A 21,604-nucleotide genomic window follows, 5' to 3' on the forward strand; every position below is an offset into this window, starting at 1 on the left:
ACCACACTGGAGTTGATGATGAACGAGCGTGACCTCCGTAACCAGATCGCTGATGTCAAAGCGGGACGCCTGTCACGGCGCGAATTTGTGCAGCGAATGATTGCCGTGGGGCTGACCGCGCCGATGGCCGGCACGATGCTCGCCCATTCCGGTGTCGCCTTCGCCGCCGATTCGATGGAGTACAAGCCGACCAAGGCCGGCGCTGGTGGTCCGCTCAAGCTGCTGTTCTGGCAGGCGCCGACCCTGCTCAACCCCCACTTCGCCAACGGCACCAAGGATCAGGAGGCCAGCCGCCTGTTCTACGAGCCGCTCGCCGGCTGGGATGCCGACGGTAATTTGGTGCCGATTCTCGCAGCGGAGATTCCGAGCAAGGAGAACGGTCTGCTCGCCGCCGACGGCATGTCCGTGACCTGGAAGCTGAAGCAGGGCGTGAAGTGGCACGACGGGAAGCCTTTCACCGCCGACGACGTGATCTTCAACTGGGAATACTCGGTCAATCCGGACACCGCGGCCGTCTCGGTCGGCAGCTATCGCGGCATCAAGGCGATCGACAAGATCGACGACTACACGGTGAAGCTCAACTTCAAGCAGCCGACACCGTTCTGGGCCGATCCGTTCGTCGCTGCCTACGGCCTCATCATCCCGAAGCATCTGTTCGCCGATTATATCGGCGCCAAGTCGCGCGAGGCGCCGGCGAACCTGAAGCCGGTCGGCACCGGCCCCTACGTCTACGTCGACTTCAAGCCCGGCGATTCCATCGCCGCCAAGCGTAATCCGGACTACCATCAGGCGAACCGTCCGTATTTCGACTCCGTCGAGGTCAAGGGCGGTGGTGACGCAGTCTCCGCGGCGCGCGCCGTGCTGCAGACCGGCGAATACGACTACGCCTACAATCTGCAGGTCGAGGACGAGATCCTGACCAAGCTCGAGGCCGGCGGGCAGGGCAAGGCGCAGCTCACGGTCACCGGCCACATCGAGTACATCGCGCTCAACGTCACCGATCCCTGGACCGAGGTCGACGGCGAGCGCGCCAGCGTCAAGACCAAGCATCCGTTCTTCACCGACCCGGCCGTGCGCAAGGCCATCAACCTGCTGATCGACCGCGCCTCGGTGCAGAAGTTCATCTACGGCCGCGCCGGTGTTGCGACCGCGAACTTCCTCAACAACCCCGAGCGCTTCCGCTCGCCGAACAACAAGTTCGAGTTCTCGATCGAGAAGGCCAACCTGATCCTGGAAGAGGCTGGCTGGAAGAAGAATTCGTCCGGCGTGCGCGAGAAGGACGGCAAGCCGATCAAGCTGGTGTTCCAGACCTCGATCAACGCGCCGCGCCAGAAGAACCAGGCGATCATCAAGCAGGCGTTCCAGAAGGCCGGCATCGAGGTCGAGCTGAAGTCGGTGGTGGCGTCGGTGTTCTTCTCCTCCGACCCGGCGAACCCCGACACCTATCCGCACTTCTATTGCGACATGGAGATGTACCAGACCACCATGCCGCAGGCCGACCCGCAGTTCTTCATGAACCAGTTCACCTCCTGGGAGGTCGCCAGCAAGGAGAACAAGTGGCAGGGCCGCAACATCTCGCGCTGGCAGAACAAGGACTACGACGAGACCTACAAGCAGGCCTCGAGCGAGCTCGACCCGGTCAAGCGCGCGGCGCTGTTCGTCAAGCTCAACGACCTCGTCGTGCAGGACAACTACATCCTGCCCGAGATCAACCGCCGCAACTGCATCGGCTTGAAGAACGGGATGGTCGCGAACAAGAGCGGCTGGGACAACGACCTCTGGCAGATCGCCAACTGGTATCGCGAGACCTGATCGCAACCAGCATGACCAGCCAGACATCGTAGAGGTGGAGCGATGGGAAACTACCTTCTCAGGCGCCTCATCGTCGCCGTGCCGAGCCTGCTCGGCATCAGCCTGATCCTGTTCGTGCTGCTTGCACTCGCGCCGGGCGATCCGTTCGGCGAGCTTGCGAGCAACCCGAACATTCCCCCGGAGGTCCGCGAGGCCCTGCGCATCAAGTTCGGCATGGATGATCCGATCATGGTGCGCTACTTCCGCTGGCTGGTCGCCATGATCCATGGCGACTGGGGCTTCTCCTTCGCCAGCCGCGTCAATGTCGACACGCTGATCCTGCAGCGGATTCCGGCCACGCTCTACGTGGTCGGCACCGCGCAGCTGCTCGCGCTGATCGTGGCCATCCCGGTCGGCGTGCTGGCGGCGCGGCGGCCCTATTCGATCTTCGACCAGATCGCCAACACCTTCGCCTTCATCGGCTTCTCACTGCCGACCTTCTTCACCGGCCTGCTCCTGATCCTGGTATTCTCGGTCAATCTCGGCTGGCTGCCGTTCGTCTATCGCGCGGATATCCCGGCCACGGGATGGATGTGGTGGTGGGAGAACTTCAAGCAGGCGGTGATGCCGGTCACCGTGCTCGGCCTCTACCAGGCCGCGTCCTATACGCGCTATGTGCGTTCGGCCGTGCTCGACGTCATCAAGCTCGATTACGTCACGACGGCGCGCTCCAAGGGGCTCGACGAGAGCAAGGTGATCGTCAAGCACGTGGTGCGCAACGCGCTGATCCCGGTGGTCACCTTGGTCGCGCTGCAGATGCCCACGGTGTTCGGCGGCGCCATCGTCACCGAGCAGATCTTCCGCATTCCCGGCATCGGCTCGCTCCTGATCAGCGCGATCCTCGCCAACGATACGCCCGTCATCATGGCGGTGACCTTCGTGTTCGCCTGCCTCGTCGTCCTCTTCAACCTCATCGCAGACATTTTGTATGGCTGGCTTGACCCACGCATCTCCTTCCGTTGAGACGGCGGTCGCGCCGGCTGCGAAGAAGCGCCGCTTCTCGCCCGGACGCGACGCCGTCAGGCGCTTCCTGCGCCATCGCATGGCGGCCGTCAGCATCGTCGTGCTGGCGCTGCTGGCGCTCGCGATCGTCGTCGGCCCCTGGATCTGGCGGGTGCCGATCAACGAGATCGATTTCACCGCGCGGCTCGCGCCGCCGTCATGGGATCATCCGTTCGGCACCGACGATCTCGGCCAGGACCTGCTGGCGCGGATGATCTATGGCGGACGCATCTCGCTCGCAGTCGGCTTTGCGGCGATGGCGGTCGGCCTGTTCGTCGGCGTCGTCATCGGCGCCGTCGCCGGCAACTCGAAGGGACCGGTCGATGCCGCGCTGATGTGGCTGACGGACCTGTTCCTGTCGCTGCCGCAGCTGCCGCTGCTGCTGCTCGTGATCTATCTGTTCCGCGATCTCCTGAAGGGCCTGGTCGGTCCGGAGGGCGGCACCTTCGTCCTGATCGTGCTGGTGATCGGCGGCTTCCGCTGGATGCCGGTGGCGCGGCTGGTGCGTGCGCAGTTCCTGTCGCTGCGCGAGAAGGAGTTCGTCGAGGCCGCGCGTGCGCTCGGCGCCTCCAACTTTCGTCTCGTCACCCGCCACATCCTGCCCAACGCGCTTGGCCCGGTCATCGTCGCCGGCACGATCGACGTTGCGGCCGCGATCATCGCGGAATCGACGCTGTCGTTCCTCGGCCTTGGCTTTCCGCCCGATATTCCGACCTGGGGTCGTCTGCTGTTCGACGCCAAGGACTATCTCGACATCGCGCCGCATTGGGCGCTGTTTGCCGGCGGCGCGATTTTCCTCACCGTCATCGCGATCAACTTCATCGGCGATGGCCTGCGCGACGCGCTCGATCCGCGGAAGGTGATGTGATGGACGCGCAAGTGCACTCCAACGCCACACCGCTCCTCGAGATCAAGGGGCTCAAGACCTATTTCAACAGCGACGATGGCCAGGTCCAGGCCGTCGACGGCGTCGACATCACGATCAACCGCGGCGAGACGTTGTGCGTGGTCGGCGAGTCCGGCTCGGGCAAGACCGTCACCGCGATGTCGGTGCTGAAGCTGATCGCGATGCCTCCAGGCCGCATCGCCGGCGGCCAGATCCTGTGGCAGGGCCGCGACCTGGTGCCGCTCGGCTCGTCCGAGATGAACAAGATCCGCGCCAGCGAGATCGCGATCGTGTTCCAGGAGCCGATGACCTCGCTCAACCCGGTCTACACCGTGGGTGATCAGATCGCCGAGGTGATCCGGCTGCATGAGGGCCTGTCCAAGAAGGCGGCTCTGGACCGCGCGGCGGAGATGCTGGCGCTGGTGCAGCTTCCCAACCCGCAGCGCCGCATTCACGACTACCCGCATCACTTCTCGGGCGGCCAGCGCCAGCGGGTGATGATCGCGATGGCGCTGTCCTGCAATCCCAAGCTCCTGATCGCCGACGAGCCGACCACCGCGCTCGACGTGACGATCCAGGCGCAGATCCTGGATCTGCTGCTCGACATGAAGGAGCGGCTCGGCATGTCGATCATGCTGATCACCCACGCGATGGGTGTCGTCGCCGAGGTCGCCCAGCGCGTCGTCGTGATGTATGCGGGCCGGGTGGCCGAGGAGGCGCCGGTCGACCAGCTGTTCGCCAATCCGCGCCATCCCTACACGAGAGGCCTGATCCGCTCGATCCCGCGGATCGATCTCGCGGCGGTCAGGAAGAGCCGGCTGGAGAGCATCCCTGGCAGCGTGCCCAAGCTGGTCAACCCACCCGAAGGCTGCCGCTTCGCCTCGCGCTGCGGCTTCGCCATTCCGGACTGCCGGCGCGCGCAGCCTGAGCTGCGTGAGATCGAGCCCGGCCACAAGGTGGCGTGCATCCGCGCCGAAGAGACGTTGTCGTGATGATTGAAGCCAGTATTGCTCCTGCCGCTGCGCCGGCGCCGTTGCTCAGCGTACGCAACCTGACCAAGGCCTTCCCGATCAGGGGCGGGCTGCTCAAGCGCCAGATCGGCAGCGTGCGTGCCGTCGACGGCGTCAACTTCCACATCGAGCCGAGCGAGACGTTCGGTCTGGTCGGCGAGTCCGGCTGCGGCAAGTCGACCACCGGCCGCTGCGTGCTCCGGCTGATCGAGCCGAGCTCGGGTGAGCTCAAGTTCGAGGGCAAGGACGTCATCGCGCTGTCAGGCGAAAACCTGCGCGCGCTGCGCCGCGACATCCAGATCATCTTCCAGGATCCCTACGCCTCGCTCAATCCGCGCATGACCATCGGCGCCGTCATCGGCGAGGCCCTGACGATCCACGGCCTGGCCAGCTCGCGGCAGCAATACGAGGAGCGTATCGTCCATCTCCTGGAGACCGTCGGCCTGCAGGCCGACCACATGACGCGCTATCCGCACGAATTCTCCGGCGGCCAGCGCCAGCGCATCGGCATTGCCCGGGCGCTCGCGGTCGAGCCCAAGCTGATCATCTGCGACGAGCCGGTATCGGCGCTCGACGTCTCGATCCAGGCCCAGGTCATCAACCTGCTCGAGGACCTGCAGCAGAAATTCGGCATCGCCTATCTGTTCGTCGCGCACGATCTCTCGGTGGTCGAACACATCAGCCGCCGCGTCGCGGTGATGTATCTCGGCCGCATCGTCGAGACCGCGCCGTCACGCCAGCTCTATTCGACGCCGAAGCATCCCTACACGGAAGCGCTGTTGTCGGCGGTGCCGATCCCCGATCCAAGCGTCAAGCGCAAGCGCATCCGGCTCAAGGGCGAGGTGCCGAGCCCGATCAATCCGCCGTCCGGCTGTCACTTCCACACCCGCTGCCCGATCGCGAAGGATGTCTGCAGCAAGGAAGTGCCGCCTCTCAAGGCAAGCGACGAGGGGCATCTCGTCGCCTGCCATTTCCGCTGAGGTCAACCTCAGCCGGTCACGCCGCCTGACGGTCCGAGATCAGGGCCGTCAGGCGCGATGACTGCTCCGCACTGAGCGTAAACTGCATCAGCGCGGTCCGATCGCCGGCGCGTGTCACGGTGCCCGGCAGGTCGGATATCATGCCGGGGATCTCGAGCGTCACCGACGTGTTGACAGCCAGGCGAACCGGAACGGCTTCGAGCAGGGCGCCGCCCAGCGACAGGTTGCGCACGGTGACGCTGATCTGCTCGCCATTCGCCTGCAGCGTGCCCGGACGGTTGATGTTGAGCCGCGTCGACAGCCGGCGGTCGACATCGGCGGTCGAGGTCCGGATCACCCGCACCAGCTCGGTCCGCAGCCGCTGCACCTTCTCGGCGACGGTCGTCGAGCCGTCGCGGATGTCGGTCGAGCGCCGGCCGGCCTCGCTGGCCTCGCGCGAGACCTCGGAGATCTGGGTCGCGACCTCGCGCGCCGCTGCCGAGGTCTCCTCGACGGTCCGCGAGATCTCGATGGTCACGCTGTTCTGGGCCTGGATCGCATCGGCAATTCCGGAGGATACCGCTTCCACGTTGCGGATGACCTCGCCGATCGCGCCGATCGAGGTCACGGAGGCGCGCGTCGAGTCCTGAATTTCGGCGATCTGCTGCGCGATCTCGCTGGTGGCCTTGGCCGTCTGCTCGGCCAGCGACTTGACCTCGGAGGCGACGACCGCAAAGCCGCGGCCAGCATCGCCGGCGCGGGCGGCCTCGATGGTGGCGTTCAACGCCAGCAGGTTGGTCTGGCCGGCGATCTCGCTGATCAGGCTGGTCACGGCGCCGACCTTGTCAGCCGCCTCCGACAGTTTCGCGATCGTCGCCTGGGCCTCGGAGGAGGCAGCGACCGCCTTGCGGGTCAGCTCGCGGGACGAGTTCACCTGGCTGGAGATCTGCGAGATCGAGGCCGCGAGCTGCGAGGAGGCCTTGGCGACGGTCTGCGTCGTGGCCAGCGCCTGCTCGGCGGCCGCCGCCACGCTGCTCGAATTGCGCTCCAAGGTCAGCGCGCTCTCGGTCATGGACTTGGCATTCGTGGCCATGTGGCCGGTGCCTTCGGCGACCTCGCCGACCGCGGCGCTCGCCGCCTGCTCGACGGCCTCGGCCATCTCTTTCAGCGCCCTGCTCTTGATGCGCTCGGCGACCTGGCGCTGCTCGTCCTCCAGCATCGCCGTCTGCCGCGTCTTCTCCTCTGTCTTCAGCCTGAACTGCTCAATCGAGCGCGCCATGTCGCCGAGCTCGTCGCTGCGGTCCTGGCCCGGCAGCTTGATGTCGAAATTGCCATGGCCGAGCTCGGTCAGGGCGCCGCTCATCGCGGCCAAAGCCGACGACATCCGCCGCGCGATGATCAAGGTGATCGATCCGATGATCAGCATCACCAGCACGGCGACAATGATGACGCCGCGCTTGCTCTCCCACATCTGGGCTTCGAGATCGTCGACATAGACGCCGGTGCCGATGATCCAGCTCCATGGCTCGAAGCCGACGACATAGGACATCTTCGGCTGCGGCGCGTCCTTGCCGGGCTTGGGCCACATGTAGTCGACCACGCCGGCGCCCTGGCGCCTGACGACGTCGACCATCTCCATGAACAGCCGCTTGCCGGTCGGGTCCTTGTTGTCAGCGAGGCTCTGGCCATTCAGCTCCGGCTTGATCGGATGCATGACCATCTTCGGAGCCATGTCGTTGATCCAGAAGTAGTCGCCGCTGCCGTAGCGCAGCTTGCCGATCCGCTCGGCCGCCTTCTTCTGCGCGAGCTCGGGCGCCACCTTGTCGCGCGCGATCGTGTCATACTCCTCGCGAGCGATGCTGAGCGCCGTCTGCGAGAGGTGAACGAGCTCGCTCTGCCGCTGATCCTTCAGCGCGGTTTCGAGATTTTGGCTCTGTGTTGCGGCGAGGCCGGCGAGCCCGCAGAACGACAGCCCAATGATCGCATAGATGCGGAAGGCGAGCGAAAAACGCAGTTGAGCCATGAGACGATCCGGGCGCGAGGGGCCTTAGTTGCAAAGAATCTTAAGGAATCGCGGTTGATGCCCGGTTAAGTAGAAATGGTAACATGCTGCTGGATTTTGAGCGCTGTTACGTATTTCTACGGCTTTCCGGCGCGCCTTGAGCCGGAAACACGTCTCAGCCTACGTGGAGCGTGTAGTTGATGGGCATGCCGAGCAGCGCGGCCCGCGCGCCGGCTTCGTGGCCGGCATGTCTCAGCCGCAGCGCGAGTCCGGCCTCGGTGACATCCAATGCAAAATCATCGGCTTGGAGCCCGCGCTGCGCGAGCGCATCGGTGATGGCCTCGCGGGTCGCGAGCAGGCGGAGCGCCGGCTTGTAGATCTTGCCGATCGGCGTCAGCGGCATCTCCGTCAGGACGGCCACGGCCTTGGGCTGGGCGGCCGGTTCGAGATGCCGGGCGACGAAGCGCCGCAGCTCGTCCGGGTCGACGCCAGTGCCGGGCCTGAGCGTGACATAGGCAACGGGCAGTTCGCCCGCATAGGCATCGGGACGTCCGATCGCGGCCGCGATCGCCACCGCGGGATGCTGCAGCAGCGCGTCCTCGATCAGGCCGGGATCGATGTTGTGCGCGCCGCGGATGATCACGTCTTTGGCGCGGCCGGTGACATGGACGCGGCCGTCGGCGTCGACATGACCGAGATCGCCGCTGATCAGCCAGCCATGATCGAACGTGCCGGCGTTGCGGCCCGCATCGCTGTAGCCTGGACTGACATTGGGTCCGCGCAGCGCGAGGACGCCGGTCGCACCGGGAGCGCAGGGCCGGGCGAGATCGGCCGGCGTGGCCGTCGCTGCGAACGCATGCACTTCGGTGAAGGGCAGCCGCAAGCCGGTGGAGCCTGACACACGCGGGCCGTGAAACGGCTCGATCGTGACGATTCCGGCGCATTCGGTCATGCCGAGGATGTTGCGCACGGGCTTGCCGACCGCGCGCTCGAAGGCATCGGCAAGCTCGGTCGGCAGCGGCGAGCCGCCGGTCAGCATCATCCGCAACGTCGCAAGATCAGCGTCGACCGGGACGGCCATCAGCGCGCTCATGACCGTCGGCACGCCGCCGATCACCGTGACGCCGTAGTGCGCCACCTGTCTCCAGATCGACGTGACGAAGGCCTGGTTGCGCAGGCCGAGCCGGGTCGGGATCAGGATGGTGCCGCCGGCCGCCAGTACCGACAGGCCGTAGACGAAGGCGCCGGCGACGTGAAACAGCGGGAAGCCGTTGATCAGGATGTCGCCCGGGCCGAGGTCATACATCACGGAAGCGGCACGGCCGACGAAGGCCTCGTTGCGGCGCGTATGCAGCGCCAGCTTCGGCGCGCCTGTCGTGCCGCCGGTGTGGAAGCAGGCCGCGATCGCATCGTCATCACCTGACAGGGCGAAGTCGAGTGTGTCGGCAGTTTCCTGATTGAGCAGGTCCTCGAAGCAGCCGTCCGATCCGGCGGTGGGCTCGTCGGCATCGCAATGGAGGATCGCAGACAGGCGCTTGGACGCGCGCAGCGCCGGGACCAGCCGTGGCCACAGCGGCAGATCGCCGTTCTCGCCGAGCACGATCGCGATCTTCGCGCCGGACGCCGCGATCAGGCTCACGACATGCTCGGACGGCAGCATCGGATTGATCGGGCAGGCGCGGCCAGCCACTTGCGCCGCCCACAACGCGATCTCAGTTGCGAGCGTATGCGGCGCCAGGATCGCAACGGCGTCGTCTGGGCCGACGCCGAGCCTGCGGAACAGGTTCGCAGCCTGGCGGATACGACGAGCGAGAGCGTCGTAGCTGACGGCGATGTCGGTCTCGGGCTGGCCGACCCTGGTGACGTAGCGGATCGCCGTCTGCTGCGGCCAGTGCCGCGCGCTGGCTTCGATCAGCGCGAACGGCGAGGCGTGCGGCAGGAACGCATCGAGGCCGTCGCGCTCGATGGCGGCGAGGTCCGCTTCGGTCCGGACGATCCAGCGCGACATCGCCGCTCCGTTCTCGCGCTCAGCTGCTCGTGCCCGGCCTGATCAGGTCGGACGCTGCGTCGTCCTGCAGCCGGGCAACCAGATCGGCGCGACGGACGAGCACCGCGCGCTGATTGATGTAGCCCTTGTCGGTGATCTCGCCGGCATCGAGCGACGGCGGCTCCGCCATCAGCAGCGCGCGCGTCGCATAGCGCGACGAGCCGACGGCCTCGTCGCGCAGCTTTGCGAGCCCTTGCGCGACGCCCTCGCGCACGGACGGATGCGCCAGCACCTCGCCGACGGAGGCCGTGTCCGCCAGACCTGCTGTGCTGCGGCACACGGCGATGTTGGGCACGATGAGGAAGTGCACCTCGTCGGTGCCGTGGCCGGCGATCACGATGTCCTGCGCCAGCGGCGCCAGCGCGGCGATGCCGGCGACGCGCAACGCGCCGACATTCACCCACGTGCCGGAGGAGAGCTTGAAATCCTCAGTGATGCGGCCGTCGAAGAACAGGCCGCGCTCGGGGTGATCCGGATCGGCCAGCTTCACCGCGTCGCCGATCTTGTAGAAGCCCTCGTCGTCGAAGGCGGCGGCCGTGATCTCCGGCGCCTTCCAATAGCCCGGCATCACGTTCGGGCCGCGGACGCGGACCTCGAGCTTTTCGCCCGCGGGCACCAGCTTGAGCTCGGTGCCGGGAATGGGCACGCCGATATTGCCGGCGCGCTCGGCGAAGAAGTGGCAGTCGGTCGCCAGCGGCGAGGTCTCGGTGGCGCCCCAGGCCGAGACCAGCGGCGCCGGGCGGCCGATCGTGGCCATGCTCATCTCGTTGAGCGCATCCCACAGGTTCTGCGGCAGCGCCGCCGCCGCGTAGAGGATGCACTTCACGCCCGTGAAGAATTTCTTCCGCAGATCGTCATCCGCCTTGAGGGCTGTGACCAGCATGTCGAAGCCGCGCGGCACGTTGAAATAGATCGTCGGCACCAGGCTGCGCAGATTCGCGAGCGAGGTCTCGAACAGGCCGGGCGCCGGCTTGCCGCCGTCGATATGGATCGAGCCGCCCTGGGCGAGCACCAGGTTGAAATTATGGTTGGCGCCGAAGGTGTGGCTCCATGGCAGCCAGTCGAGGATGACGGGGCCGCCCTCGACCTCGCGCAGAAACGTCCACAGCTGCGACTTCGCCTGCTGGCTCATCGTCAGCATCCGGTGCGTGTTGATCACGGCCTTCGGCTGTCCGGTCGAGCCCGAGGTGAACAGCAGCTTTGCGATCGTGTCCGGTGTGACTGCGGCGAAGGCGCGGTCCACGTCCGGGCCGGGCTTCGTCGCGATCAAGGTCTGCAGCGGCACGGCGCTGATCCCATCGCCGTCGCCGGCGATGATCGTGGCGCGGTGCAGACCCTCGATCGCGACGAGGGCACGCGCGAATGCGCCGCGCTGCGCCACGAAGATGGCGCCGGGATCGAGCAGCCGGATCATCGCCCGCAGCTTCTCGTGGTCGGTCGACATCAGCGAGTAGGCCGGTGAGATCGCGCAGACGGGCACGCCGACATGCTGCGCGGCGAGCGCCAGCACGCCATGGGCGATGCTGTTGTCGGAGAGTATCGCCAGCGGACGGTCGGGGCCGAGGCCGTGCGCCAGCATCCAGGCTGCTGCGGCGCGGACCTGGGCGAGCGTCTCGCTATAGGTGAGACGGGTCCAGGTGTCGCCGCGGCGCTCTGCCAGGAATGTCCGGTCGGGAACGGTGCGTGCCCATTTTTCCAGCCATTCGCCGGTGCAGCGCGCCGAAGGCTGCAGCTTCATGCGCGAGCGCAGGATGATCGCGCCGTCGTCTCGCTTCAAAGCCTCGATCGAGGGTGTCGCAAACATGGCAGGCTCGGCGTCGAGACGGCGCTCGGCGTTACCCATGGCGCACCTCCGTCGCGTGAGAGGGCACGTCGCTGGCTGATGCGAACCGCGTCCGCTCGATCCGGGACGCGCGGCGATCCGCTGTCATGCGCCGCCGCATTGCTGACGCAATGCAGACAGTCGTCGTCCTCGATGACGGCATGGCTCTCCCTCCCAGCTGTATTCGTTGCAGGTCAGACTAACAGAATGGTTGTGATTTGCAATTATTGTGGATGTGACCAATTGCGGCGACTTGTCCTGGCTCGGCCGCCGGTCTAGGCATGAGCGCGTCATATCAGCGAGCCAGCATGTCCAAGAGCGCAAGCGCCGGAGCGCAACGAGACGCCGTCAGGCAGGACACCAGACAGGACACCGGGATCGGTCTCGGTGAGCTCGAGAACCATCTCGGCTATTTCGTCCGCCGCCTGCAGCATTGGATCTTCCGCGACATCAACGCGGCGCTGGCCGCTGTCGATCTCGACGTCATTCTCTATTCGATCCTGGAGGCCATCGCGGCCAATCCCGGCGCGACGCAGATCGCGGTTGCCGGCGCGCTCGGCATCGAACGCGCACGCATGGTGGGACTGCTCGACGATCTGCAGCAGGCCGGGCTGATCGTGCGCGAACGTTCCGAGCAGGACCGCCGGGCGCACGCGCTCGGCCTGACACCGCGCGGCCGCCTGATCCTGAAGAAGGCCCATGCCCTCGTGGCCGCCCATGAGAAGCGCGTCGCGCGCCGCCTCGGCGCCGACAATTATCGCCGCGCGCTGGCGGCGCTGTCGCAGTTCGAGATGGATTAGACGGCAGCAATACGCGGGCATGTGTCGCATGCGCTATCTGTCGGACGATCGAGGAAGCGGCGCTCGTCTCAATCGGTTCTTAGAAGGTGTTGACGTTGATACTCTCGAACTGCGGTGGGCGATCGCGTTTACCAGCGCCAAATTCGAGCCGGGCGCGCGCCCACAGCACACTGCTTTCGTAGGGGTCCTTGTCGAGCTCCTGCTGGCGCGTGTGCGTCCAATTCACAGGCGAGTAGTAGCTGCTGCATGAGGACGGATCTCGTGGCGTTCCGTCAGCTGCCAACGCGCACCATTGACGCCGTTCGTCTATGGCAGCCACGATCGTGTCGCTCTTGAAGCAGTCAAGCGCGCGATAGCGCGGTGCGATGATCTCGTGGCCGTCGGCGTCGCGGATTCCCCACATCCCGTCTCGGTCGAACAGCGTCCTGTCGTCACCGCAGTTGAGAATCTTACGGCGGTCGAATCCTCTCGACCCCACGATAAAGAACAACCACTGCTCGTCGGCCGTGCTCGCCGAGGTTTGCGGCTCGGCAGCCAAGATGATGTCACCAACGGACGATGTCACGAACACGATCAGGGATGCGATGACCAAGGCTGCGTTCGTCCTGGCGCCCATCAGCATCACTCCTGTATCGGTTGAAACGCGGTGCCGAGATACTCTACCTCAAGATACATGAATTGAAAGATGCATCTTAAGGCATGCTCGCCCGTTGCACGAAAGTGGGGGGCCGTCGGCACGCTCTCGCGGACTGGATCGCAGCGAAGGGACGCTGCCCGTCAGCTCGCCGCTTCGAGCCGCTCTTCCGTCAGCAGCCGCATCGCGGCGTCGGCGTCCATCGGCTCGCCGAAGGCGTAGCCTTGCGCGTATTCGCAGCCGAGCTGGTAGAGTTCGACGGCGTCGGAATCCGACTCCGCGCCTTCCGCCACCACGTCCATGCCGAGGTCGTGGGCCAGCGCGATGATCGATTTCAGGATCACCGGGCGGGTGCCGCGCGCGGTGGTGCGGACGAAGGACTGGTCGATCTTCAGGGTGTCGAACGGGAAGCGCTGCAGATAGGCCAGCGAGGAATGGCCGGTGCCGAAATCGTCGATCGACAGCCCGACGCCGAGCTCGCGGATGCGCGTCAGCATCTGCGCGGCGTGCTCGGGGTTTTCCATCACCAGCGATTCCGTCAGCTCGATCTTGAGCGAGCCGCGCGCAACCGAGGAGCGCGCCAGCACCGAGCGGATGTCGTGGATCAGGTCGTGACGGAGCAGCTGCCGCGACGAGACGTTGACGCTGGCGAAGATCGGCTCGCGCAGCCGCGTCGCGCGCTGCCACACTGAGAGCTGCCGCGCGGTCTGGTCGAGCACGAAGGTGCCGAGATCGACGATCAGGCCGATCTCCTCGGCGATGGTGATGAACTCGATCGGCGACATCCGGCCGAGCTTCGGATGGTCCCAGCGTGCCAGGGCCTCGAAGCCGGCGATCGAGCGATCCTCCAGCCGCACGATCGGCTGGTACAGGATCGTGATCTCCTGGCGCTCGATCGAGCGGCGCAGCTCGCTCTCCAGGGTCAGGCGGTCGTTCTTGCGGGCGCGCATCGCCGGCTTGTAGACGTCGATGCGGTCGCCGCCGATGCGCTTGGAGTGATACATCGCCAGCTCGGCATCCTTGATGATGTCCTCCGACAGCTGGGTCTGCGGATCGGACAGCGCCAGGCCGATCGAGGCGGTCAGGAAGATCTCGCGCTCGTTGAAGGCGATCGGCGCGCGGATGGTCTTGCGGATGGTCTCGGCGAAGGCGGTGATGCGGGCGGGGTCCTGCTCCGACAGCAGGATCAGGCCGAACTGATCGCCGGCCAGCCGCGCCAGCGTGTCCTGCGGCTTCAGGATCCGCGACAGCCGCCGCGCCAGGGTCAGCAGGATGGAATCGCCGACCGCGATGCCGACGGAATCATTGACCTGCTTGAAGCGGTCGAGATCGATTACCATCAAGGTCGGCCGCATCGCCGGCATCGATTTGGCGAAATTGGCGACAGCGGCGAGGCGGTCGATGAACAGCTTGCGGTTGGGCAGGCCGGTCAGATTGTCGTGCACGCTGTCATGGAGCAGGCGTTCCTCGGCGTTCTTGAACTCGGTCACATCCGTCAGCGTGCCGACCACGCGCGAGACCTCGCCGTCGGAGCCGACCACGGGCCGCGCCTTCAGCGCGAACCACATGAAATGGCCGTCGGGGGTGCGCAGGCGGAAGTCCTGCACGAGACGGCCGCGGCGCTGGTCGAGTACGCTGTCGAGCGCGGCGCGGAAGCGGTCCTGGTCGAGCGGATGCAGCACCTCGAGCCATTTCGCCGCCGGGCCTTCGAGCGTGCCGCGCTTGAGGCCGAGCAGGGTCTCGGTCTCCGGGCTGGTGAACACCTTGTCGGCGGAGACGTCCCAGTCCCAGATCAGGTCGCCGGAGCCGGCCAGCGCCAGCGCGCGGCGCTCGACGTCGGAGACGATGCCCGTGGTGGCGCCGCCGCCGGCGAACGCGTGCTGCATGACCGTGAAGCCGATCAGCATCACGATCAGCACGAGGCCGCCGAGCAAAGCCGGGCCGACGATGTCGTTGGTGACCTGGCCCGCCACCGTCATGCTGGCGGCGCCGACCCACACGGTCAGCAGGAACCAGGTCGGGATGAGCAGCACCGCGCGGTCGAAGCCGTGGCTCGACAGATAGACGATCAGCGCGAAGCCGATGACGGCGATCAGGAGCAGCGAGATGCGCGCGATGCCTGACGCCACGGCGGGATCGAACAGCGCAACCGCGACCAGCGAACCCAGGAAGAACAGCCAGCCCAGCGTGATGTGGGAATAGCGGACGTGCCAGCGCGACAGGTTGAGATAGGCGAACAGGAACACCAGCAGGGTCGCCGCCAGGATCGCCTCGCCGGAGGCGCGCCAGACGCGCTCGGCATTGTTCGACATGTCCAGGACCTTGCCCCAGAAGCCGAAATCGACGCCGATATAGACGAGCACCGCCCAGGCCAGCGCGGCCGCCGCCGGGAACATGATGCTGCCCTTCACCACGAACAGAATGGTGAGAACGAGGGCAAGAAGACCGGAAATGCCGATCACGATGCCCTGGTACAGCGTGAACGAGTTGACCTTGTCCTTGTAGGCCTCGGGCTCCCAGAGATAGAGCTGCGGCAGCTTGTCGGTGCGCAGCTCGGCGACGAAGGTCACGACCGAGCCGGGATCCAGGGTGACGCGGAACACGTCGGCGGTCGGGCTCTCCTGCCGCTCCGGCAGGTCGCCGATCGAGGGCGTGATGGTGGCGATGCGCGACAGGCCGAGATCGGGCCACAGCACGCCGGAGCCGACCACGCGGTAATGCGGCGCCACGATCAGGCGGTCGAGCTGGTCGTCGGTGTTGTTGGCCAGCGCAAACACGATCCAGTGCTGGCCGCCCTCGCGGGCGCGCACCTCGATGCGGCGGACGATACCGTCGGTGCCCGGCGCGGTGGAGACCTGGATGCGATCGTTCTCGCTGCGCTGGTGATCGAGGATGCCGGTCAGGTCGATAGCAGGCGCGTCGCTGCGAACGCTGACGGCGTCAACGGCCTGAGCGGGGGCAGCGGCACACATCACGAGGCCCAGCGCCACCAACGACGCCAGGTACCTGATCAGACGCAATGTCAAATCTCCGCGTTCGACACCAGACCACAGCGAAACAGATCAAACTTAAAGTCGCGTTCGCGAAAGGAATTGGAGCCGTTCCAGGCACGGTTCAGATGTGCGCGATCATTGGCACGAAAGCGAGGAAAATCAAAGGGATTCCACACACGCTCTGTTTAGAGCGCACCTAGATTTCCAACACAATTTTGCCAATATGTTGGCTCGTCTCCATGCGTGCATGCGCTTTGGCTGCATCTGCGAGTGGAAACGTCGAGTCCATCAGCGGCTTGATGCGACCCTCGCGCAGGAACGGCATCACCTTGGCCTCGATCGCCGCCACCATCGCCGCCTTGTCGGCATTGCTGCGCGGGCGCAGGGTCGATCCGGTGTGTGTGAGGCGCTTCACCATCAGCTTAACGAAATTGACCGTGGCCTTCGGGCTGCCCAGGAAGGCGATCTGGACGATGCGGCCATCGGTGGCCGCGGCGTCGTAATTGCGCTCGATATAGTCGCCGCCGACCATGTCGAGGATGACATTGGCTCCCTTGCCGCCGGTCACTTCCTTGACCACGGCGACGAAGTCTTCCGTCTTGTAGTTGATCGCGCGGTCGGCGCCGAGCTTGACGCAGGCATCCGCCTTGTCCTGCGAGCCGACCGTGACCAGCACCTTGGCGCCGAACGCCTTGGCGAGCTGGATCGCCATGGTGCCGATGCCGGAGGAGCCGCCATGCACCAGCAGCGTCTCGCCCGCCTTGAGGCCGCCGCGCTCGAACACATTGTGCCACACCGTCATCAGCGTCTCGGGCAGGGCGCCGGCTTCCAGAATGGAGAGGGCGGAGGGCACCGCCATCGCCTGGGCGTCCTGTGCGATGCAATATTGCGCATAGCCGCCGCCGGCGACCAGCGACATCACGGTGTCGCCGAGCTTGTGCCGGACCGCGCCCTCGCCGAGCGCCGCCACCTCGCCGGCGACTTCCAGCCCCGGCAGGTCGCTGGCGCCGGGCGGCGGCGGATAGCTGCCGGAGCGCTGGGCAACGTCGGGACGGTTAACGCCGGCCGCCTTCACCCTGATCAGGATCTCGCCGGGGCCGGGCTTGGGAACAGGCCGGGTCTCCGGCTTGAGTACCTCGGGTCCGCCCGGCTGGCTGATGGCGACCACGGTCATTTGCGCGGGCAGCTGTTCCATGAGAAATCCTTCCCTAGTGATCGAGCGGGTGCTGCGGCGTGCTTAAGCCAGCCCGGGCCCCGCTGGCAACCGGGAGAGGGCGAGATGGCAAAAGAGGACGATGATCGGCCGCGCAAGGCCGTTTCACACGAAATCGGGCAGGATCTGTCGATGCTGTCGGTCGAGGAACTGACCGGCCGTGTCGCGCTGCTGCGCGCCGAGATCGAGCGGATCGAGCAGGCCGTGGCCAAGAAGCGCGCCTCGCGCGACGCCGCGGCCAGCATCTTCAAGTCATGAGCTCATCCGGCACGTAGGATTACGGTCGGCCAGTGGCCGACATGGCTAATGAAGTTTGAAAAAATGCTGCCATTTACGGTTGATTAAGCTTTCGCGTTTACAACCGTGACTGTCCTCGTTTGGACACTGAGTGGCTCCTGTCCACTCTGTTTGACGCCTCCCTGTTATCAACTTCAAAGCCGCCGGAAACGGCGGCTCTTTTTTTGCGCGCGCCATCCGCGCCTCCCGCCCCCTCCGTTGCGAACTTGTTAACGCCCGCGAACGCCGAGGATGCGGCGGCGGCAGTCGCTTGGAACGATCAGTTCGGGTCGGCTCTTTATATCAGGCGGGCAGCGACAGGATCCTTTGCGTCGCAGCAAGAGAAACGTCATCGTTGTCCGCGTCCCGCACATTATTGCCGTGATCGTGTTTGCTAGTTGAGCCGAGGGTGCGACTCGGCTCAACTGACCGTCCTGCAGCCTCAAGTGGTACGCCGACACGGCACGTCCCACGCCGTGGAAACCATATTAGGCGTTGCTGCTGGACTCTCGAAACCGGGCGCGCAATGATTTGTTCATCATACCGGCACGGTTGCCGGATTGCGTAAACAGTCGCGTTTATGAGGCGTTAACCATGTCGGACCGTTTGCTGGGCGATGGCGCTCTTGTTCAGTTCAATGAGCGGCTCACCAACTCCGCTGCTTTCGGCACGCTGTTCCGGGAAGGCATGGATCTCGTCGAAGAGACCGCCGCCTATCTCGACGGCGAGGGCCGCAATGAAGCCAAGGCGCTCGATCGCGCCGTCAGCCTGACCTATGCGACGGAGAGCATGCGGCTCACCACGCGCCTCATGCAGCTCGCCTCCTGGCTGCTGCTGCACCGCGCGGTGAAGGAGGGGGAGATGACCCTCGGCCAGGCCAATCGCGAGAAGACCAAGGTCAAGCTCACGGCCGCCGATCCCGGGCCGGATGACCTGCTCGAGAAGCTGCCGCAGCAGCTGCAGGACCTGATCTCGCGCTCGATGAACCTGCAGGCGCGCGTCCGCCGCCTCGACGCCACCATCCATTCCCCGCCGCCGGACCAGAGCGCGATCGGCAATCCCCTGGTTCCGCACCTGAATCGGCTCAAGGCCGCGTTCGAGCAGTAAGACCTTTTGGCCTCACCGGCTCTGCTTCGGCCGAGCCGGTCTGCGTCCAAGGACAGCTTCAGCCTCAAAACAAAAACGCCTCCGTTTCCGGGGGCGTTTTGCTGTGAGCAATCCAGTCGGGCAGAGCCGAAGGCCGCGGCGAGGCGGCCTTGAGCATCAATCCTTCTTGAGGAAGCCCTGGAACTTCTTCTGGAAGCGCGACACGCGGCCGCCGCGATCCATCAGCTGCTGGGTGCCGCCGGTCCAGGCCGGGTGCGACTTGGGGTCGATGTCGAGGTTGAGCTTGTCGCCCTCTTTGCCCCAGGTCGAGCGGGTCTGGTACTCGGTGCCATCGGTCATCACGACGGTAATCGTATGATAATTCGGGTGAATATCGGCTTTCATGGCTGATCCTGCGACGTGATGCGAAGACATGACACGGCGCAGCCGCGCCTGATCCTGTCGTCACTGAAGGGGGACAATTCGCGGGCTCTATAGCCCATGGTCCCGCCCAAAACAAGCCAAGGTCGCGAAACAAGCCAGCGGCGCTGCACCACCTTGGTAAGTTTCCGGATTTGCCAAGGCCGGTATCGCAGGCCTATCACCACGTCAGATTGGATGAATTCTCAGGTGACCCCATGAGTGCAGTGGAACGGCTTGACGAGCGCCAGAGCGCTGCCCCCTCAGCGCAGGAGGCGGTCGAGGATGCCGTCGCCGCCGTCGAGGCGCTGACCGAGCCGGCCGTTCCGGTCCGCCGCTCCAAGCTGCGCCCGCTGCTGGCGCTTGCGCCCTATATCCTTCGCTATCGCGGCCGCGCAATCCTCGCGCTCATCTCGCTCACGATCGCCGCCCTGACCACCTTGCTGGTGCCCGTCGCGGTCCGCCGCATGATCGATTTCGGCTTCACGCCGAAGGGCATCGCGCTGATCAACAGCTATTTCAGCGTCATGATCGCGGTCGTGGTCGTGCTCGCGCTGGCCAGTGCGGCCCGCTATTATCTCGTCATGACGATCGGCGAGCGCATCGTCGCCGACCTCCGGCGCGACGTGTTCGCGCATCTGATGTCGCTGTCGCCGTCCTTCTTCGATTCCACGCGCTCCGGCGAGTTAGTGTCGCGGCTCACCGCCGACACCACCCAGATCAAGTCGGCGGCCGGCGCCTCGGTGTCGATCGCGCTGCGCAACCTGATGCTGTTCTTCGGCGCCACCGCGATGATGGTGTTCACCAGCCCGAAGCTCTCCGGCTTCGTGCTGCTGGCGATCCCGCTGATCGTGCTGCCGCTGGTCGCCTTCGGGCGCTGGGTCCGCCGGCTGTCGCGCAACGCCCAGGACACCCTCGCCGACGCCTCGGCCTATGCGTCCGAGCTGATCGGCTCGATCCGGACCGTGCAGGCCTATACCAGCGAGAAGCTTGCGGCCGGGCGTTTTGGCGGCGAGGTCGAGCAGGCCTATGAGGCGGCGCGGGTCTCGACAAAGGCGCGCGGCGTGCTCACCGCGATCATCATCTTCATCGTGTTCTCGAGCGTGGTGGCGATCCTCTGGGTCGGCTCGCACGACGTGCTGACCGGCAATATCAGCGCCGGCCGCCTCGGCCAGTTCGTGCTCTACGCAGCCTTCGCGGCGGCCGGCCTCGGCCAGCTCTCGGAGGTCTGGGGCGAGGTGTCGGCGGCCTCCGGCGCGGCCGAGCGGCTGTTCGAGCTGCTGAACGAGCAGCCGGAGATCACCGCGCCGGCGCAGCCGCGCGAGCTGCCCGAGCCGCCGCGCGGCGACATCGGCTTCGACCGCGTCAGCTTCGCCTATCCGGGCCGCCCCGACGTCCGCGTCCTCGAGGATGTGTCATTCGCCATCCGCGCCGGCGAGAAGGTCGCGATCGTCGGCCCGTCCGGCGCCGGCAAGAGCACGCTTTTTCACCTGCTGCTGCGGTTCTACGATCCGGCCTCCGGCGCGATCTCCGTCGACGGCGTGCCGGTGCGCGCCGCCGATCCGCGCAAGGTGCGCGAGCGCATGGCGCTGGTGCCGCAGGAGTCGGTCGTGTTCGCCGCAAGCGCGCGCGAGAACATCCGCTTCGGCCGGCCGGAAGCGACCGACGCCGAGGTCGAGCGCGCCGCCGATCTCGCCCATGCCAGCGAATTCATCCGCCGCCTGCCGGAGGGTTTCGAGACGCCGCTCGGCGAGCGCGGCGTCACCCTGTCCGGCGGCCAGCGCCAGCGCATCGCGATCGCGCGCGCCATCCTGCGCGATGCCCCGCTGCTGCTGCTCGACGAGGCGACCTCGGCGCTCGATGCCGAGAGCGAGACCCTGGTGCAGACCGCGCTTGAAGGATTGATGAAGGACCGCACCACTCTGGTGATCGCGCATCGCCTGGCCACCGTGCTGTCCTGCGACCGCATCCTGGTCATGGACCGCGGCCGCATCGTCGAGCAGGGCACGCACACGTCCCTGGTCGCCGCCAACGGCCTCTATGCGCGCCTCGCACGGCTGCAGTTCGAGACCGTGTAGGTCCGGCAACACCGTGGGCGGGGGGCAACACCCGCGAATTCTCGTTTCCGGGCCTGCAACCTTTCGCGGGCCTTGTACGTTCCCTGCCGGAACAGATGGCGCGCTGCGCTGACGCGCGCCGGACCGCACACTGTACCGCACACTGTACCGAACAGGAGCAACGCGCATGCCTTATCGTCGTGGCAGTTTTGCCCTCACCCCGCCCTCGTTCGTGATCTTCGCGATCGCGCTGGTGCTCGCCCTCGTCGCGATGCTCGCGCACTACATGCACGCCTCGGTGCCGCTGCTGTCGGCCGCTCACGCCTTCGACGCGCTGGCGATTGCCTTCGTGGTGTTGACGATCGGCGTGCTGTTTCGCGGGGTGTAGTTGATATCCCGGCATTCTCGGTGTCGCCCCTGCGAAAGCAGGGAGATGGACTCACGGTTGAAGTGCAACGGTTGATTTGAGTTTTGAGAATGCCTCGGCGGGTGTCTGGAAGTCCAGGCACTTGCGCGGGGTATTGTTGAGGCGGTGGACGCGTTGCT

Annotated in this window: 17 protein-coding genes and 1 pseudogene; 10 read left to right on the forward strand and 8 right to left on the reverse strand. The window is 65.9% G+C overall.

The annotated features are described in order from the left end of the window. The first annotated feature begins 18 nt into the window (after window positions 1-18). The 5 genes from QQL87_RS16800 to QQL87_RS16820 are packed head-to-tail and all read left to right on the forward strand — an operon-like array spanning window position 19 to window position 5,729. Window positions 19-1,812, forward strand: a complete 1,794-nt coding sequence (locus QQL87_RS16800; RefSeq protein ID WP_284420030.1) for a peptide ABC transporter substrate-binding protein — start codon at window positions 19-21, stop codon at window positions 1,810-1,812. Between the two features lie 42 nt (window positions 1,813-1,854). After that, complete coding sequence (locus QQL87_RS16805; protein WP_284420031.1) at window positions 1,855-2,814, forward strand: ABC transporter permease; 960 nt, start codon at window positions 1,855-1,857, stop codon at window positions 2,812-2,814. Continuing rightward, window positions 2,780-3,721, forward strand: coding sequence for an ABC transporter permease (locus tag QQL87_RS16810; protein ID WP_284420032.1), 942 nt, complete (start codon window positions 2,780-2,782; stop codon window positions 3,719-3,721). Before QQL87_RS16805 ends, QQL87_RS16810 begins: the two co-directional genes overlap by 35 nt. Next, entirely contained in the window at window positions 3,721-4,731 is a 1,011-nt protein-coding gene (locus QQL87_RS16815; RefSeq protein WP_284420033.1) for an ABC transporter ATP-binding protein, read from the forward strand. Before QQL87_RS16810 ends, QQL87_RS16815 begins: the two co-directional genes overlap by 1 nt. Then, on the forward strand, window positions 4,731-5,729 hold the full coding sequence (locus tag QQL87_RS16820; protein WP_284420034.1) for an ABC transporter ATP-binding protein: 999 nt from the start codon (window positions 4,731-4,733) through the stop codon (window positions 5,727-5,729). The genes QQL87_RS16815 and QQL87_RS16820 overlap by 1 nt, the downstream gene beginning before the upstream one ends. A 16-nt stretch (window positions 5,730-5,745) precedes the next feature. Here the strand turns inward: QQL87_RS16820 and QQL87_RS16825 are convergent, their stop codons facing one another. The 3 genes from QQL87_RS16825 to QQL87_RS16835 form a co-directional block, all read right to left on the reverse strand. Beyond that, window positions 5,746-7,731 (reverse strand): methyl-accepting chemotaxis protein, encoded by a 1,986-nt coding sequence (locus QQL87_RS16825; protein WP_284420035.1) that lies wholly within the window; start codon window positions 7,729-7,731, stop codon window positions 5,746-5,748. 154 nt (window positions 7,732-7,885) lie between these two features. Then, the gene (locus QQL87_RS16830) at window positions 7,886-9,718 is read right to left on the reverse strand and encodes an AMP-binding protein (RefSeq protein WP_284420036.1); all 1,833 of its coding nucleotides are present in this window, start codon (window positions 9,716-9,718) and stop codon (window positions 7,886-7,888) included. Window positions 9,719-9,737: 19 nt separating this feature from the next. Beyond that, window positions 9,738-11,600, reverse strand: coding sequence for a feruloyl-CoA synthase (locus QQL87_RS16835; RefSeq protein WP_284420037.1), 1,863 nt, complete (start codon window positions 11,598-11,600; stop codon window positions 9,738-9,740). 287 nt (window positions 11,601-11,887) lie between these two features. On the opposite strand from QQL87_RS16835, the gene QQL87_RS16840 reads away from it, so the two are divergent. Beyond that, the gene (locus QQL87_RS16840) at window positions 11,888-12,379 is read left to right on the forward strand and encodes a MarR family winged helix-turn-helix transcriptional regulator (RefSeq protein ID WP_284420038.1); all 492 of its coding nucleotides are present in this window, start codon (window positions 11,888-11,890) and stop codon (window positions 12,377-12,379) included. 79 nt (window positions 12,380-12,458) lie between these two features. On the opposite strand, the gene QQL87_RS16845 is transcribed toward QQL87_RS16840, so the two are convergent. The 3 genes from QQL87_RS16845 to QQL87_RS16855 all read right to left on the reverse strand — a co-directional run bounded on the left by QQL87_RS16845 (window position 12,459) and on the right by QQL87_RS16855 (window position 17,201). Beyond that, a complete protein-coding gene (locus QQL87_RS16845) occupies window positions 12,459-12,995 on the reverse strand; it encodes a hypothetical protein (RefSeq protein WP_284420039.1) in 537 nt (178 codons plus the stop codon). Between the two features lie 161 nt (window positions 12,996-13,156). Next, window positions 13,157-16,033 carry an EAL domain-containing protein gene (locus QQL87_RS16850; protein ID WP_284420040.1) on the reverse strand — a complete coding sequence of 959 codons (2,877 nt, stop codon included), beginning with the start codon at window positions 16,031-16,033 and terminating at the stop codon, window positions 13,157-13,159. A 169-nt stretch (window positions 16,034-16,202) separates the two neighbouring features. Then, window positions 16,203-17,201: an NAD(P)H-quinone oxidoreductase gene (locus tag QQL87_RS16855; protein ID WP_284420041.1), complete on the reverse strand. Its 999-nt coding sequence runs from the start codon at window positions 17,199-17,201 to the stop codon at window positions 16,203-16,205. A gap of 84 nt (window positions 17,202-17,285) precedes the next feature. Here QQL87_RS16855 and QQL87_RS16860 point away from each other — a divergent pair, with 84 nt between their 5' ends. Together QQL87_RS16860 and rcdA are read left to right on the forward strand one after the other, a co-directional pair. Then, window positions 17,286-17,477 (forward strand): DUF1192 domain-containing protein, encoded by a 192-nt coding sequence (locus QQL87_RS16860; protein ID WP_284420042.1) that lies wholly within the window; start codon window positions 17,286-17,288, stop codon window positions 17,475-17,477. A gap of 612 nt (window positions 17,478-18,089) precedes the next feature. Beyond that, window positions 18,090-18,602, forward strand: coding sequence for a protease adaptor protein RcdA (rcdA, locus tag QQL87_RS16865; RefSeq protein ID WP_284420043.1), 513 nt, complete (start codon window positions 18,090-18,092; stop codon window positions 18,600-18,602). Window positions 18,603-18,758: 156 nt separating this feature from the next. Here the strand turns inward: rcdA and rpmE are convergent, their stop codons facing one another. Then, window positions 18,759-18,986, reverse strand: a complete 228-nt coding sequence (rpmE, locus tag QQL87_RS16870; protein WP_015664357.1) for a 50S ribosomal protein L31 — start codon at window positions 18,984-18,986, stop codon at window positions 18,759-18,761. A gap of 233 nt (window positions 18,987-19,219) precedes the next feature. Between rpmE and QQL87_RS16875 the strand changes: the two genes are divergently transcribed. Both QQL87_RS16875 and QQL87_RS16880 read left to right on the forward strand, forming a co-directional pair. Next, on the forward strand, window positions 19,220-21,079 hold the full coding sequence (locus tag QQL87_RS16875; protein ID WP_284420044.1) for an ABC transporter ATP-binding protein/permease: 1,860 nt from the start codon (window positions 19,220-19,222) through the stop codon (window positions 21,077-21,079). Between the two features lie 166 nt (window positions 21,080-21,245). Then, window positions 21,246-21,446, forward strand: a complete 201-nt coding sequence (locus QQL87_RS16880) for a hypothetical protein (protein ID WP_006614616.1) — start codon at window positions 21,246-21,248, stop codon at window positions 21,444-21,446. Window positions 21,447-21,497: 51 nt separating this feature from the next. Here QQL87_RS16880 and QQL87_RS37330 read toward each other — a convergent pair. After that, a pseudogene (locus QQL87_RS37330) lies at window positions 21,498-21,604 on the reverse strand (IS30 family transposase); the annotation flags it as partial.

Origin of the sequence: Bradyrhizobium sp. SSBR45G (assembly GCF_030159255.1) — a bacterium.
GTDB lineage: Bacteria > Pseudomonadota > Alphaproteobacteria > Rhizobiales > Xanthobacteraceae > Bradyrhizobium.

Bases quoted from the DNA above. Each gene is read 5' to 3' on its own strand.
- QQL87_RS16875 (WP_284420044.1), top strand. From the start codon at position 19,220: ATGAGTGCAGTGGAACGGCTTGACGAGCGCCAGAGCGCTGCCCCCTCA.
- QQL87_RS16825 (WP_284420035.1), bottom strand. From the start codon at position 7,731: ATGGCTCAACTGCGTTTTTCGCTCGCCTTCCGCATCTATGCGATCATT.
- QQL87_RS16860 (WP_284420042.1), top strand. From the start codon at position 17,286: ATGGCAAAAGAGGACGATGATCGGCCGCGCAAGGCCGTTTCACACGAA.
- QQL87_RS16820 (WP_284420034.1), top strand. From the start codon at position 4,731: ATGATTGAAGCCAGTATTGCTCCTGCCGCTGCGCCGGCGCCGTTGCTC.
- QQL87_RS16800 (WP_284420030.1), top strand. From the start codon at position 19: ATGAACGAGCGTGACCTCCGTAACCAGATCGCTGATGTCAAAGCGGGA.
- QQL87_RS16855 (WP_284420041.1), bottom strand. From the start codon at position 17,201: ATGGAACAGCTGCCCGCGCAAATGACCGTGGTCGCCATCAGCCAGCCG.
- QQL87_RS16830 (WP_284420036.1), bottom strand. From the start codon at position 9,718: ATGTCGCGCTGGATCGTCCGGACCGAAGCGGACCTCGCCGCCATCGAG.
- QQL87_RS16805 (WP_284420031.1), top strand. From the start codon at position 1,855: ATGGGAAACTACCTTCTCAGGCGCCTCATCGTCGCCGTGCCGAGCCTG.
- QQL87_RS16840 (WP_284420038.1), top strand. From the start codon at position 11,888: ATGTCCAAGAGCGCAAGCGCCGGAGCGCAACGAGACGCCGTCAGGCAG.
- QQL87_RS16845 (WP_284420039.1), bottom strand. From the start codon at position 12,995: ATGGGCGCCAGGACGAACGCAGCCTTGGTCATCGCATCCCTGATCGTG.
- QQL87_RS16810 (WP_284420032.1), top strand. From the start codon at position 2,780: ATGGCTGGCTTGACCCACGCATCTCCTTCCGTTGAGACGGCGGTCGCG.
- QQL87_RS16880 (WP_006614616.1), top strand. From the start codon at position 21,246: ATGCCTTATCGTCGTGGCAGTTTTGCCCTCACCCCGCCCTCGTTCGTG.
- rpmE (WP_015664357.1), bottom strand. From the start codon at position 18,986: ATGAAAGCCGATATTCACCCGAATTATCATACGATTACCGTCGTGATG.
- QQL87_RS16815 (WP_284420033.1), top strand. From the start codon at position 3,721: ATGGACGCGCAAGTGCACTCCAACGCCACACCGCTCCTCGAGATCAAG.
- QQL87_RS16835 (WP_284420037.1), bottom strand. From the start codon at position 11,600: ATGGGTAACGCCGAGCGCCGTCTCGACGCCGAGCCTGCCATGTTTGCG.
- rcdA (WP_284420043.1), top strand. From the start codon at position 18,090: ATGTCGGACCGTTTGCTGGGCGATGGCGCTCTTGTTCAGTTCAATGAG.